11 protein-coding genes are annotated in these 14,451 nt (G+C 69.0%); 2 read left to right on the top strand and 9 right to left on the bottom strand.

Features of this window, described 5'->3' with window-relative positions; translation table 11 throughout:
* Window positions 1–70 precede the first annotated feature (70 nt).
* Complete coding sequence (locus CVM50_RS13345) at window positions 71–1,366, bottom strand: citrate synthase (RefSeq protein ID WP_085886909.1); 1,296 nt, start codon at window positions 1,364–1,366, stop codon at window positions 71–73.
* An 83-nt stretch (window positions 1,367–1,449) separates the two neighbouring features.
* Window positions 1,450–2,859: a glutamate--tRNA ligase gene (gene gltX / locus CVM50_RS13340; RefSeq protein ID WP_085886908.1), complete on the bottom strand. Its 1,410-nt coding sequence runs from the start codon at window positions 2,857–2,859 to the stop codon at window positions 1,450–1,452.
* Between the two features lie 81 nt (window positions 2,860–2,940).
* Here gltX and CVM50_RS13335 point away from each other — a divergent pair, with 81 nt between their 5' ends.
* On the top strand, window positions 2,941–5,055 hold the full coding sequence (locus CVM50_RS13335) for a ComEC/Rec2 family competence protein (RefSeq protein ID WP_232618241.1): 2,115 nt from the start codon (window positions 2,941–2,943) through the stop codon (window positions 5,053–5,055).
* Between the two features lie 302 nt (window positions 5,056–5,357).
* Here CVM50_RS13335 and lexA read toward each other — a convergent pair whose 3' ends face one another.
* From lexA to trpD, 6 genes are all read right to left on the bottom strand, one after another.
* A complete protein-coding gene (gene lexA, locus CVM50_RS13330) occupies window positions 5,358–6,077 on the bottom strand; it encodes a transcriptional repressor LexA (RefSeq protein WP_085886906.1) in 720 nt (239 codons plus the stop codon).
* A gap of 94 nt (window positions 6,078–6,171) precedes the next feature.
* Window positions 6,172–7,356 carry a molybdopterin molybdotransferase MoeA gene (locus CVM50_RS13325; RefSeq protein WP_085886905.1) on the bottom strand — a complete coding sequence of 395 codons (1,185 nt, stop codon included), beginning with the start codon at window positions 7,354–7,356 and terminating at the stop codon, window positions 6,172–6,174.
* The gene (gene moaC, locus CVM50_RS13320; protein WP_085886904.1) at window positions 7,353–7,826 is read right to left on the bottom strand and encodes a cyclic pyranopterin monophosphate synthase MoaC; all 474 of its coding nucleotides are present in this window, start codon (window positions 7,824–7,826) and stop codon (window positions 7,353–7,355) included. The genes CVM50_RS13325 and moaC overlap by 4 nt, the downstream gene beginning before the upstream one ends.
* A 61-nt stretch (window positions 7,827–7,887) precedes the next feature.
* Window positions 7,888–8,697 carry an indole-3-glycerol phosphate synthase TrpC gene (gene trpC / locus CVM50_RS13315; protein ID WP_085886903.1) on the bottom strand — a complete coding sequence of 270 codons (810 nt, stop codon included), beginning with the start codon at window positions 8,695–8,697 and terminating at the stop codon, window positions 7,888–7,890.
* Entirely contained in the window at window positions 8,694–9,401 is a 708-nt protein-coding gene (locus CVM50_RS13310; protein ID WP_085886902.1) for a uracil-DNA glycosylase, read from the bottom strand. The genes trpC and CVM50_RS13310 overlap by 4 nt, the downstream gene beginning before the upstream one ends.
* Window positions 9,398–10,417, bottom strand: a complete 1,020-nt coding sequence (gene trpD, locus CVM50_RS13305) for an anthranilate phosphoribosyltransferase (protein ID WP_085886901.1) — start codon at window positions 10,415–10,417, stop codon at window positions 9,398–9,400. Before trpD ends, CVM50_RS13310 begins: the two co-directional genes overlap by 4 nt.
* A gap of 212 nt (window positions 10,418–10,629) precedes the next feature.
* Here trpD and CVM50_RS13300 point away from each other — a divergent pair, with 212 nt between their 5' ends.
* Window positions 10,630–12,327, top strand: coding sequence for a divergent polysaccharide deacetylase family protein (locus CVM50_RS13300; protein WP_085886900.1), 1,698 nt, complete (start codon window positions 10,630–10,632; stop codon window positions 12,325–12,327).
* Between the two features lie 158 nt (window positions 12,328–12,485).
* Here CVM50_RS13300 and CVM50_RS13295 read toward each other — a convergent pair whose 3' ends face one another.
* Window positions 12,486–14,336, bottom strand: a complete 1,851-nt coding sequence (locus CVM50_RS13295) for a peptidylprolyl isomerase (RefSeq protein ID WP_085886899.1) — start codon at window positions 14,334–14,336, stop codon at window positions 12,486–12,488.
* Window positions 14,337–14,451: the final 115 nt, after the last annotated feature.

The following is a 14,451-nucleotide window of genomic DNA, read 5'->3' as shown; positions in this document are numbered from 1 at the left end:
CTGCACCGTTGCCACCAAAGACAAAGGGCGACCCGAAGGCCGCCCTTTTCCACAATCTCTGTCCCGCCGATCAGCGGTTTTCGACATCCACGTAGTCGCGGGCGGTTTCGCCAACGTAAAGCTGACGCGGACGGCCGATGCGCATGCCCGGATCCTCGATCTGTTCCTTCCACTGCGAGATCCAGCCGACGGTCCGCGACAGGGCGAAGATCGGGGTGAACATCGAGGTGGGGAAGCCCATGGCCTCCAGGATGACGCCGGAATAGAAATCGACGTTCGGGAACAGCTTCTTCTCGGCGAAGTAGGGATCGGCGAGGGCCTGCTTTTCCAGCTCCTTGGCGGTGGCCAGGATCGGGTTGTCCTCGACACCCAGAAGTTCCAGCACCTCGTCCGCGGATTCCTTCATCACCGTCGCGCGGGGATCGAAGTTCTTGTAGACGCGGTGGCCAAAGCCCATCAGGCGGAACGGGTCGTTCTTGTCCTTGGCGCGGGCAATGAACTCGGGGATGCGATCGGGGGTGCCGATTTCCTTCAGCATCTCCAGGCAGGCCTGGTTGGCGCCACCGTGGGCGGGGCCCCAGAGGCAGGCGATGCCGGCGGCGATACAGGCGAAGGGGTTCGCGCCCGAGGACGACGCCAGACGCACGGTCGAGGTCGAGGCGTTCTGCTCGTGATCCGCATGCAGGGTGAAGATGCGGTCCATGGCGCGGGCCAGGATCGGGTTCACCTGGTAGTCCTCGGCCGGAACGGCAAAGCACATGCGCAGGAAGTTGGACGCATAGTCCAGGTCGTTGCGCGGATACACGAATGGCTGGCCGATCGTGTACTTGTAGGCCATGGCGGCGATGGTCGGCATCTTGGCGATCAGGCGGATCGAGGCGACTTCGCGCTGCCAGGGATCGTTGATGTCGGTGCTGTCATGGTAGAAGGCGGACATGGCGCCGACGACACCGACCATGATGGCCATCGGGTGCGCGTCGCGGCGGAAGCCGGTGAAGAAGCGGTGCATCTGTTCATGCACCATGGTGTGCTTGGTGACGCGGCTTTCGAAATCTTCCAGCTGCGCGGCATCGGGCAGGGCGCCGTAAAGCAGCAGGTAGCAGACTTCGAGGTAGTGCGATTTCGAGGCCAGCTGATCGATCGGATAGCCGCGGTGAAGCAGCTCACCCTTTTCACCGTCGATGTAGGTGATGGTGGAATCGCAGGATGCGGTGGAGGTGAAGCTCGGGTCATAGGTGAACATGCCCGTGGTGCCGTAGAGTTTGCGGATGTCGATGACATCGGGTCCGGCGGAGGGCGAAAGCACCGGGAATTCGTAGCTTTGGCCGTCGACAGTCAAAGTCGCCGTCTTGGTAGGTTCAGACATTATAAATCCCTTCCTCTGTTCCCGCACCGGCCTGCGTCAGCCGCCCGGCGCCCCTTCTTTTCACGGTGCTTCTCAACGAAGGGTTAATCGGCACCTTTGCTGGCATCCTGCAGCCGGAGGACCGTTTCCTCCTGGCCCAAAACCAGCATCATGTCATAGACGCTCGGGGTTGCGGTGCGCCCGGCCAGGGCTGCGCGCAGGGGCGCGGCCAACTGGCCGAATTTCATCTCACGATCCTCGGCGAATACGGTCAGTATCCCCTCCAGATCCTGACGGGTCCAGCTAGCACTTTGCAAGTGCGGCGTCAATTCAGTCAGTATACCGATGGATACTGCGTCCAGGTTCTTGGCCGCCTTCTCCTCGATCTCCAGGGGACGTTCGGCCAGGCAGAAATGAGCTTTTTCAAGGAGTTCCGGGAAAGTCTTGGCTCGTTCCTTCAGGAAGGGCATGGCCTGTTCCAAAAGGTAAATTTTTTGTTCCGTCAGAGGTTCGGCCCCCGTGGCGGCCAGGAAGCCCTGCAGTTCTTGCAGCAGTGCAGCATCTTCCGCTGCGGCAATATGCTGACCGCAGATATTGGCCAGTTTCTTGAAGTCGAACCGGGCCGGTGCCTTGTTCATACCGTCAAAGCCGAACCACTCCATCGCCTGGGCATCGGTGAAGAATTCGTCGTCGCCATGGGACCAGCCGAGCCGGGCCAGGTAGTTGCGAACGCCCGCGGCCGGGTACCCCATATCGCGGTATTCCTCGACGCCCAGGGCGCCGTGGCGCTTCGACAGTTTCTTGCCGTCGGGGCCGTGGATCAGCGGGATATGTGCATAGGTGGGCAGGGGCCATCCCATGGCGGTGTAGATGCCCATCTGGCGGGCGGCGTTGTTCAGGTGGTCATCGCCCCGGATCACCGTGTTGACGCCCATGTCGTGGTCATCCACGACCACCGCCAGCATGTAGACCGGCGTGCCGTCCGAGCGCAGCAGGATCATGTCGTCCAACTGATCGTTGCGGATCTTCACCGGGCCCTGCACCTGGTCGTCGATCACCGTCTGTCCGTCCAGCGGTGTCTTCAGGCGGATCACGTAGGGCGCGTCCGGGTGCGTTGCCGGATCGGCGTCGCGCCAGGGGCTCTGGAACAGGGTGGAGCGTTTCTCGGCCCGGGCCGCCTCGCGGAAGGCCTCGATCTCCTCCTGGGTGGAGAAGCACTTGTAGGCCTGCCCCTTCTCCAGCATCTCCAGCGCGACCTCGCGGTGGCGGTCGGCGCGGTCGAACTGGCTGACGATCTCGCCGTCGTGGTCAAGGCCCAGCCAGGTCATGCCGTCGATGATCGCCTGGGTCGCCTCGGGGGTCGACCGGGCGCGGTCCGTATCCTCGATCCGCAGCAGGAACTTGCCGCCGCGACCGCGGGCGTAAAGCCAGTTGAACAGCGCGGTGCGCGCGCCGCCGATATGCAGGAAACCCGTGGGCGAAGGGGCAAAGCGGGTGACGATCTGGTCGGACAAGACGACGATCCTAACGTTTGATTAACCATGCGCTGTGTAGCGTTCCGGGCATTGTCTATCGGCGGGCCGGAGGCGAGACAAGTGCGGCAGCTTGGCGAAATCCTCAGCGGCGCAGCCCTGGCGCAGCGCGGGCACCTGTTTCACTGGGCGCCGGTGGCCCTGGCCTGCGGGATCGGGGCCTATTTCGCCCTGCGGGTCGAACCCGCGCCGGGCCTGCGCGCGGGCCTCTGGGCGCTGGCGGCGGCGCTCTTCCTTCTCGGGGTCTGGGCGGGCCGTCGGGGGCGCGCCCTGGTGCAGCCGGCCTGCCTCGGGCTGGCCTTGCTGGCGGCGGGCGTGGCGCTGGCCTCGGTCCGGGCGCAGACGGTCGCCGGGCCGGTCCTGGGCTGGCGCTACTACGGGCCGGTGGAGGGGCGCATCGTCGGGATCGACCGCTCCGCCTCCGACGCGCCCCGGCTGACGCTGGACCGGGTCAGGCTGGACCGCATGGCGCCGGAGGAGACACCGACGCGGGTTCGGATCTCCCTGCACGGGCCCGAAGGCACCCTGCCGCGCCCCGGCGCACGGGTGATGACCACGGCCTTTCTCTCGCCGCCCGGCGGCCCGGTGGAACCCGGCGGCTTCGACTTTCGCCGCCATGCCTGGTTCCAGCGCCTCGGCGGCGTCGGCTATACCCGCGTCGCGCTGTTGTCCGTTGCCCCGCCGGAGCCGGGGGAGGCGAGGGTCTTTCGCGCGCGCATGGCCATATCGGCGGCCTTCCGGGCGCGGCTCCCGGGGGAGACGGGGGCCTTCGCCGCTGCCATCACCGCCGGTGACCGCTCCGCCATGGGGCAGGAGACGCTGCAGGACCTGCGGGTGTCGAACCTGGCGCACCTCCTGGCGATCTCGGGGCTGCACATGGGGCTGCTGACCGGCTTCGTCTTCATGGCGGTGCGGCGGGTGCTGGTGCTGTCGCGCCACGCGGCCCTCTACTGGCCGGTGCGCAGCATGGCGGCGGCCGGGGCACTGGCGGTGGCCTGTGTCTACCTGGCACTGTCGGGCGGCTCGATTGCGACGGAACGGGCTTTCGTCATGGTCGCCGTGGCTCTGGTCGCCGCCATGGCGCTCCGCCGGGCACTGACCCTGCGGGCCGTGGCCCTGGCGGCGCTGGTGGTGCTGGGCCTGCGGCCCGAGGCGCTGCTGTCTCCGGGCTTTCAGATGTCCTTTGCCGCCACCCTCTCGCTGGTCTGGGTCTTTTCCCTGCTGAAGGGCCGCGACTGGCCCGGGCGTGGCTGGAAGGGCCGGGCGATCACCCTTGTGCTCTCCTCGGCGGTCGCGGGGCTGGCCACGGCGCCGGTGGCGGCGGCGCAGTTCAACCAGGTGGCGCACTACGGGCTGATCGCCAACCTGCTGTCGGTGCCGATCATGGGCACCTTCGTCATGCCGGCGGCGCTGATCGCCGTGCTGCTGATGCCCCTGGGGCTGGAGGCGCTGCCGCTCCTCGTCATGGGCTGGGGCCTCGACTGGATCCTCTGGGTGGCGCAGATGGTCGCCGGGCTGGAGGGCGCGCGCGGCACTGTGCCCACGCCGCCCCCGGCAACGCTGCCGCTGCTGGCGTTCGGGGCGCTGACGGTCATGCTTTGGGTCGGGCGCGGGCGATGGCTCGGTATCGCGCCGATGGTGCTAGCGGCGCTTATGTGGGTCGGGGCAGAGCGGCCCCAGGTCCTGATCGCGGAAACCGGCGGACTGGTTGGTGTGATGACGGAGGCGGGGCGGGCGCTGTCCCGTGAACGCTCGGAGAGCTTCGCCGCCCGGGTCTGGCTGGAGAACGACGGCGACGCCGCCCGGCAGGAGGACGCCGCGGCGCGTTGGTCGGCACCGCCGGGGATCCGCCATGCCACGGGCAAACGGGCGGCCGCCGCGCAAGGTCCCTGTGGTGACGGAGCGATCCTGGTGCTGAACGTGCCCTCGGTGGAGGCCTCGGGCGCCGTGGGCTGTGACATCTACGATCCCGCGCGCCTCCGGCGAACCGGTTCGGTGGCGGTGCTGGGCATGGGCGCCGACAGTCGCATCGTCACCGCGCGGGATCGGAGCGGCGCGCGTTTGTGGAACACCGAAGCGCTGCGCCGTGCGGCTCTGGAGCGCCCTCGCTGGGACATCCGCGCTGTCTGGCGTGGCAAGGGGGCCGGCTTCGGGCCTGTCGGGTCTTTGCCGGATTGAACTGGCTCTGGGACGGACCGCTTGCCCCTTGGACGATCCTCGAAGGCGCGTCGGCGACAGGCGCCCCCGATGCTGCCGTCACAGCTGGCGTGTCGGTCGCATAAGGCGCCGCATGTTGAGCCTACGATTTAGCCCCCGCCGGCCGTGGCGCGCCTCAGAGGAGTTTCATTGACCATCCAGTGGCTCTGCCGAACAGCGGGGAAAGATGCCCGGTGCGCTAATCGGTTTCGCAGCGGCCGATAGGCGAAGACCCCACCGTTGCCGGCGGGGCCTGTGCCATGTCTCAGATAAGTCGTAGCGGATCAGTAGGTGCGGATCAGGCCGACAAGGCGGCCTTGAACGCGGACCTGGTTCGCCGGCAGGGTGCGGGTGGCATAGGCGGGGTTCGCCGCCACCAGATCCACCGACCCGGACTTGCGATAGATCTTCTTCAGCGTCGCCTCCTGGTCTTCGACCAGGGCCACGACGATGTCCCCATCATCGGCCGTCGCGCCTTCGCGGATGATGACCACGTCACCGTCGTTGATCCCGGCGTCGATCATCGAATCGCCGTTCACCTCCAGCGCGAAATGACTGTCGCCGCGGGCCAGCATGGCCTGGGGCACGGCGATATGCGACGAGATCTCGGAGATCGCCTCGATCGGGACGCCGGCGGCGATGCGGCCCATGACGGGCAGTTCCATCGCATGCATCACCTCCATCGCGGCACTGGCGGCGGGGCGTGCGGCGGCAGCCGGCTCGGCACCGCTTTCGATCGCCTTGGACTTGGATCCGGCTCTGCTGCCAGCGGTCTCCTTGGCGGCCAGGCTGTCGGGCAGCTTCACGATCTCGATCGCGCGGGCACGGTGCGCCAGGCGGCGGATGAAGCCGCGTTCTTCCAGGGCCGTGATCAGTCGGTGGATGCCGGACTTCGACCGCAGGTCCAGCGCCTCCTTCATCTCGTCGAAGGAAGGCGGTACGCCATCCTGCTGCATCCGCTTGTGGATGAATTCCAACAGGTCGAGCTGTTTCCGGGTCAGCATGGGGCGCTCCTGCACAATATCTTGAGGTGTGTTCTACTGCTGTTCTCGTTTTGTGTCAACAGCTGCCCGGCAGGAGAACAAATCCGAAGCCCCGTCAGATCGGCAGGTAGGGCAGGATCTCGCCGGCCTCGGCGGCGGGGGCGTGCGGCGGGCGCTGGATCAGCGCGCCGGCCTCCGACAGGATCGACAGGATCGAGCTGTCCTGGCTGTCGAAGGCGCGCAGCCCCTCGGGCGACAGGCGGGCCCGCATGTAGTGCATGCGCGGGCCATTGGCGGGCAGGGGCGCCAGCAGCGGGGCATGGGCCAGCGGCGCCGGTTCCGCCGGCAGGCCCTGGAAGGCGCGCAGGACGGGGGCTGCGAAGACATGGCCGCAGACCATGGCCGAGACCGGGTTGCCGGGCAGGCCGATCATCATCGCGCCGCCCAGGTCGGCGCCCATGCGTCCCGCCATCAGCGGTTTGCCGGGCCGCATCGCCACCTTGTAGAAGCTCTGCTCCATGCCCAGATCGCCCGCCACCTGGCCCACCAGGTCATGATCGCCCACCGAGGCGCCGCCGATGGTCACCACCAGGTCGGCGTCGGCCGCGAGGTGGAAGGCGCTTTCCAGCGAGGCCCGGGTGTCGCGGGCAATGGGCAGGATGCGCGGCCGCGCGCCGAGCGTACGGAACAGCGCCTCCAGCCCGAAGGTGTTGGAGGCGACGATCTGGTCGGGGCCGGGATCCTCGCCCGGCAGGACCAACTCATCCCCGGTGGAAATCAGCGCGACCTTAGGCTGGCGCGACACGGTGACCTTGGGCTGGTTCATCGCCGCCAGCAGGGCCACGTCGGCGGGGCGCAGCAGGCGCGGGGCCGTGAAGGTGTCGCCCTGACGGAAATCCACCCCGGCGGGGCGGATATGGGGGCCGGCGTCCAGCGGATCGGTCAGGGTGATGATGTCGCCGGTGCGGGTCACGTCTTCCTGCAGGACGACACGGGTCGCGCCCTCGGGCACCGGGGCGCCGGTGAAGATGCGCACGGCCTGGCCCGGTTTCACCTGGCCCTCGAACCGGCGGCCGGCGGCGCTTTCGCCGATGACGCGGAACATGGCGTGGGGCTGAGCCTCCTCGGCGATCACCGCATAGCCGTCCATAGCGGAGCCGGGGAAGGGCGGCTGGTCGCGGAAGGCATGGACATCGGCGCGCATGACGCGGCCCGCGGCCTCGCGCAGCGGCACCTCTTCGGTGCCGAGCGGACGGACCAGGGCGAAAAGGGCGTCCAGCGCCGCCTCGACGGAGATCATTGCGCCTCGTAGCGGCCGGATTTGCCGCCGTCCTTCAGCACGACCCGCAGGCCACCGATTTCCATGCCGCGATCTGCGGCCTTGACCATGTCGTAGACGGTCAGCGCGGCGGTGGAGGCGGCGGTCAGCGCCTCCATCTCCACGCCGGTCTGGCCGGAGGTCTTCACCGTCGCCTCGATGCGCAGGCCCGGCAGGTCCTCATCCGGGGTGATCTCGACACTGGCCTTGGTGATCGGCAGCGGGTGGCAAAGCGGGATCAGATCGGCGGTCTTCTTCGCGCCCATGATCCCGGCGAGCCGCGCGATGCCGGCGACGTCGCCCTTCTTGGTCTCGCCGGAGGTGATCAGGCGCAGCGTTTCGGGCTGCATCTTCACCCAGGCGACAGCGGTGGCGATCCGTGCCGTCACTGCCTTGTCGGAGACATCGACCATATGGGCGTCGCCCTTGCCGTCGAAATGGGTCAGAGCCATCGGCGCGGTTCCTCTCGTGGATCTTTGGTCAGGCCGTCGGGCGGCCATCCGTGGCGGGGCCTTACAGCCCGCCGCCGGCAGGTTGCGCCAGCAGCCGCCGGGTGGCCGTGGCCACGTCGTCTTCGCGCATCAGGCTTTCGCCGATCAGGAAGCAGCGCGCGCCGAAGCGGGCCAGGTCGGCCAGATCGTCCGGTCCGGTCAACCCGCTTTCGGCCACCAGGATGCGATCCTCGGGCGCCAGACGCGACAACTTGCGGGTGGTGTCCAGCGACGTCGCGAAGGTCTTCAGATCGCGGTTGTTGATCCCCAGAAGGCGGCTTTTCAACGCCGAGGCGCGGGTCAGCTCTTCTTCGTTATGCACCTCGATCAGCGCATCCATGCCCCAGTGACGGGCGGCGTCCTCCAGCTCTAGCGCCTGGGCGTCGCTGACCGAGGCCATGATGATCAGGATGCAGTCGGCGCCCAGGGCGCGGGCCTCGGCCACCTGGTAGGTGTCATACATGAAATCCTTGCGCAGCACCGGCAGGTCGCAGGCCTCGCGCGCCTGAACGAGGAACTCCTTGGCGCCCTGGAACGACGGCGTGTCGGTCAGCACCGACAGGCAGGCCGCACCGCCTTCGGCATAGGCGGCAGCAATACTGGCCGGGTCGAAATCCTCGCGGATCAGACCCTTCGAGGGCGAGGCCTTCTTGACCTCCGCGATCAGGCCATAACCCGAGCGTGAGGCCTCGTGCAGCGCGTCGGCGAAGCCGCGCACCGCAGGGGCGTCCTTCGCCTCCGCCTCGACCTCCGCCAGGGGCTTGGCCTCTTTGTCGGCGGCGATTTCGTCCAGCTTGTAGGCCTTGATGCGGTCCAGCACGGTCTCGCTCATCTCTGGGCTCCCTCGGTCGCGGACCTGGCGCCGGTCCAATCAATTTCGCCTTCCCCTCTTGCTCTAAGCCACTTGTTCACGCTTGAAAATGGGCGTGAGCCGAAAAATCCCCGGCGTGCGGAGAGCGGTGACGGGTGCGGAGACATCACGATCAAATGATCGTCCCCGGCAATATAACGCGCAAACCCCTGCGCAGGTTTCCCCCACAGCAGGAAGGCGCGGGGGCGGTCCGACAGCCGCTCCAGCACCTGTTGCGTCAGGCGCGACCAGCCGAGTTTCGCATGCGCCCCGGCCTCGCCCGCCGGAACGGACAGCGCGGTGTTCAGCAGCAGCACGCCCTGGGCGGCGAGGAACCGCAGGTCGGCGTTGTCCGGGCAGCCGCCCAGATCCGCCTGCATTTCCTTGTAGATATTGCCCAGCGACCGCGGCAGCGGGCGCACATGGGGCTCGGCCGAGAAGGCTAGACCATGGGCATGGCCGGGGGTCGGGTAGGGGTCCTGGCCCAGGATGACCACGCGGGTCGCCTCGGGCGGGCAGGCCGCCAGCGCGGCGAAACGCTGTGGCGCGGGGGGCAGGATCTGGCGTGTCTCCGCCGACAGAGCGGCGGCGATGCGCGGATAGTCGTCGGTGAAGAAGGGCAGATCGGCCCAGGGGCCGGGCGGGGCGGGCTGGCCCTCTGGCAGGGACGTCGGGGCGTCGCTCATGCGGCGGAGGTCAGTCGGGCCAGCGCCTCGACCTTGGCCAGGGCCGCGCCGCTGTCGATGCTTTCGGCGGCGATGCCGGTTGCTTCCTTCAGGTCGTCGGTCCGGCCCGCAACCACCAGGGCGGCAGCGGCGTTCAGCAGCACGGCGTCGCGGTAGGCCGATTGCGCCCCGTTCAGCAGCGCGCGGAAGGCGGCGGCGTTATGGGCGGGCGTGCCGCCGATGATCTCCTCGAAGGGATGGGTGGGCAGGCCGGCTTCCTCGGGGTGCAGCTCGAACTCGCGCACCGTGCCGTCGCTCTCCAGCCCCGCGACCCAGGAAATGCCGGAAATCGCCAGCTCGTCCGTGCCGTCCGAGCCATGCACCAGCCAGGCCTTTTCGGAGCCGAGCGCGCCCAGGGTTTCGGCCATGGGGCGGATCACCTCGCGGGAAAAGGCGCCGGTCAGCTGGCGGGTGACGCCTGCCGGGTTGGTCAGCGGCCCGAGGATGTTGAAGATCGTTCGCGTGCCCAGCTCGACCCGGGCCGGGCCGACATGGGCCATGGCCGGATGATGCATCGGCGCCATCATGAAGGCGATGCCGGTCTCGGCCAGCGCCTTTTCCACCACCTCGGGGCCGACCATCACCTGCACGCCCATCTGCGACAGCGCATCCGCCGCGCCGGATTTCGAGCTGAGGTTGCGGTTGCCGTGCTTGGCCACCGGCACGCCCGCGCCCGCCACCACGAAGGCCGTGGCGGTGGAGATGTTCAGCGTGCCCTTGCCGTCACCGCCGGTGCCGACGATGTCCATGGCGCCGGTCGGCGCCGTCACCTTGTGGCATTTCGATCGCATCACGGCGGCGGCGGCGGTATATTCCTCCACCGTTTCGCCCCGGGTGCGCAGCGCCATCAGGAAACCGCCGATCTGGGCCGGGGTCGCCTCGCCGTCGAAAAGGATCTGGAAGGCCTGTCCGGCTTCCTCCCGGCTCAGGGCGCGGTCTGCGGCGGCGGAGATGAGGGGCTTCAGGGCGTCGGACATTCGGGCTCTCCTCACCCCCTTTCCGAGGGCGGATATGGTGGTATAGTTTCGGCGGGCCCCAAGGGACGGGGCGCTGCATTGATCCCGCGCCAGCCCGGCAGCGTCAAGAGCCGTTCGGGCCCGGCGTTCAGGGCAAGCAACAGGGCAGGGACCCGCGACGGCGGTCCGACAGAGGCCCGGGCGCAAGACCCGGAGAGAGCGAGAGAGACAACGTGGCACGCGGCACGATTTCGGGGTTTGTCTGGGGCACCTTGCTCTCGGGCATGGCATTGGCAACCGCATCGCTGACGGCGCCGCCGCCCGGCTGGTCGCCGCCGGTCCCGCCCGGCGCGCGGTCCGACGAACCCGACCCCGCGCCGCAGGCCGCCTCGCCGCAGGTCGGTGAGGACGGGGCACCCGCTGAGCCGGGCGCTGACGTGTCTGATGACAGCCCGGACGAGGTGGCCGATGACGTGGCGGACCCGCAGGCCACCGGAGCCCATACGGCGCGAGGCGACGGAGGTGCCGCGCCGGAGGCTGGGGCCGCCGAGGTCCCGGCGGGGTCCGAATTCAACCGCGGCGCCGGGGATGTGCTGCCCGATCTGCCGCGCGGTGATCCGGCTACGTCCGGGGTACCGACCGCCCCGCGTCCCGCTGCCGAGACGGGCGGTGCCGCCCCCGCCACCCAATCCGACAGCGCTCCGGCGCCCGATGTGGCCCAGTCGTTGTCCCAGCCGCAGGCCAGCGGGAGCACCGAGGAGACAGCCCCGGCGCTGGACGGCGCGGCCGATCCGGCCCGGCCCGGGGCAGGCGCGCCCGAGGTCTCCGCACCCGTGGCCGAGATTGAGCCCGAGGCCCCCACGCCGCCCGTCGACGCGACCCCGGCAGATCAGGCGGCAGCGCTGGAGGGCGAGAGCGAAGAGGGCCGCGACACCCCTGTCGCCGGCGAGGAGATCGACCTGCCTGCCGCAGGCTTCCCGCAGGGAGATCTGGACGCGATTGGCGCGGCGCCCCAGGGGGCCGGCACCCTCCCGCCGGAGAGCCTGCCCGCCCCGGCGGAGGAGCCTGCCGCGCGCCCCCGGCTGCCGCAAATCGGAGCGGAGGAGGAGGCGGTGGAGACGACCGAGCCGAGCGAAGCGGCCCCCGAGGTCACCACCACCGCCCCGCGCCTGCCGGGGCAGGGAAGCCACGGCCCGCTGACCGAGCGTGGCACGCAGAGCGCCACCGCGCCGGAGGCCGCCACGCCGGACCTGCCGCCGATCGAAGGCTTCGCGGCCGACTACGACGCCGCCGACCCGCGACCGCGCATGGCCATCGTGCTGATCGACGAGGGCGATGACCGGGTCAGCATGAACTCCCTGCGCAGCTTCCCTTATCCGCTGAGCTTTGCCGTGGATTCCAGCCGTCCCGATGCGGCGCTGGCGATGCAGGCCTACCGTGCCGCCGGGTTCGAGGTGCTGCTGCGTGCCGACCTGCCCGAGGGCGCGACCCCGGGCGACGTGGAAACCGCTGCCCAGACCTGGTTCGCCGAGGTGCCCGAGGCGGTGGCCGTGATGGAAGAGGGGCCGGGCCTGCTGCAACGGGGCAGTGAGACCTCGGAACAGCTGGCCGAGGCCCTGGCCGCCAGCGGTCATGGCCTGCTTCTCTACCCCGAGGGCCTCGACACCGCGCGCAAGCTGGCCCTGCGCGAAGGTGTGCCGGCCGTCACGCTGTTCCGCGACTTCGACGCGCAGGGGGAGGACGCGCGGGTGATCCGACGCTTCCTCGACTACGCCGCACTGAAATCCGAACAGGAGGGCGGGGTCATCATGGTGGGCCGGCTGCGCCCGGAAACCGTCTCGGCGCTGCTGGTCTGGGGTCTGGCGGAGCGCGCCAACCAGGTGCACCTGGTCCCGGCCTCCGCGGTCCTGACCGACGCCTTGCCGGACTAGGCGACCCGGCGGGACCTCCGAGGCATGACCCCGAGATGCCAGGTGTCGGCAACTTGAGCCTGGGGGCAGCCCTTCTCGACACGTGAAAAAGGCGGAGGCCAACCGGCCCCCGCCTTTTCTCTTGTTCAGCGGCGTCGCCCCGGGCGGGGCGCCGCGCCTCAGCGGAACTGGGCGTGGATCGCGTTCAGCGCATCCTGGTCGATCCGCACATCCTTGCTGTTGCGCACATCGGTCATGTAGGCGGTGTAGATCTCCTGCGACAGCGCGTTGGAGGCCTGGGCCGTGACCTGCTGGCGCAGTTCGGTGGCGCGGGGATCATCCTCTGCCGGGGGCGTGATCGCATCGAGGCGGGCCAGGATCACGGCGCCGAAGCCCTGCGACACGGTCAGCGCGCCCTCTTCCATCTCGAAGACCTCGGCGTTGAAGCCGCGCGGCGTGCCCAGCACGGCGCCGTTGCGGGTCACCTGGGGCTCGACCGTGACGGTCAATCCCATGTCGGTGGCCACGTCCTCCAGCGTCTCGCCGGCTTCCACACGGTCGATGATCGCCTGGGCCTTTTCGGTCAGCGCGGCATCGGTCTGGGCTGCTTCCCAGTTGTCGGCCACGCGCTCCGCCACGTCCTCGAAGGGCTCGGGGGCGGGGGGCAGGACCTCGTCCAGGCGCATGGCGTAGATGCCGCCATCGTCCAGCTGCAGGATTTCCGGGTAGTCCTCCGACGACAGCGCCGTGGCCGCATCCTCGAAATCGGCATAGGCGGCGATCCCCTCGGACAGGCCGGGGTACCAGTCGACCGTGCCCAGCTCCATCTCGGTTTCCTTGGCCAGGTCCTCCAGCGTGGCGCCGCCGGCCAGCAGGTCTTCGGCGGGTTCGGCCTGGGCCTGCACCGCGCGGCGCGCGGCATCGGCGGCCAGCTCCTCGCGGATCATCAGCGAGGCGGTGCCGTAGTCGACCGAGGTGGCCGCCAGCACGCCGTTGACGCGGAAGAGCGCGGGGCCGAGGTCGCTGTCGACCGGGCCCACGATGTCGCCGCTTGTGGCCTCGAAGACGGTGTCGGCAGCGGCGCCGAGGTCATCGCGTGACACATCGCCCAGGTCCACGTCGTTCAGGGTCAGGCCGCGATCCTCGACCAGTGTCTCGAAGTCGGTCTCGCCCGCCTCGATCTGGTCCCGTGCCGCCTGGGCTGCGGCCTCGTCGGCGAAGGGCAGGCGTTCGACCAGGCGCCGCTCGGGCTGCTCGAACTGGTCGATCCGGTCCTCGTAGGCCTGGCGGATGGCGCTGTCATCGACGGGCACCGTGTCCACCAGCGCATCGGGCGACAGCAGCGCATAGGTGATGCGCTTTTTCTCCGGCGCGGTGTAGTCGTCGATGTTCTCGTCGTAGAAGGCGCGCAGCTCCGGCTCGGTCGGATCCGGGATCGGCGCGTCCAGCTGATCGACGCCCATGCGGATCATGCTGACCTGACGGGTTTCGGCCAGGAAATTGACCAGAGTGTCGGAGTAGGTCGCGGGCATCTCGGTGGCCGATACCACGGCGGCCTGCAGGATCGAGCGGGCGGTTTCGGCGCGCAGGTCGCTCTCGAACTCCTCCTCGGTCAGGCCGGCGTTGTCCAGCGCGAAGGTGTAGCTGTCGCGGGAGAAGCTGCCGTCGGGGCCCTGGAAGGCCTGGATCTGCAGGATCTGGTCGCGCAGCGTGCCATCGCCCACCGACAGGCCCAGCCGGTCGGCCTCGGCGTCCAGCGCGCGGTTCGACACCAGCCGCGCCAGCACCCCCTCGGGCAGACCGAAGGCCTGAGCCTGTTCGAAGGTCATCGCCTGGCCCATTTGCTGCCCCAGCTGGTTCATCTGGTTCTGCAACTCGCGCGAGTAGCTGTCGATGCGCACGGGCTTGCCCTCCACCGTTGCCACCCGGCTGACGGAGCCGGTGAAGCTGGTGGCGCCGAAGCCCCCGAGCCCGAGAATGAGCAGGGCCATGATGATCCACATGGCCCCCTTGGATTTCTTGCTCGCCATGCGGCAACCTCCGGTTTTTGCTACGCGCGCAAGGCTTTGTGCGGGCGTGCGGAAATGGGGCTCCGGGCGTCTGCCCGAAGCGTTGCGGCCTTGTTAAAGACTTGCCTCGCAAGGG

Source organism: Pseudooceanicola marinus (assembly GCF_002786295.1).
Lineage (GTDB): Bacteria > Pseudomonadota > Alphaproteobacteria > Rhodobacterales > Rhodobacteraceae > Pseudooceanicola > Pseudooceanicola marinus.
Note: the sequence above shows the minus strand (reverse complement) of the source record. Positions and strands in the feature narration are given on the sequence as shown.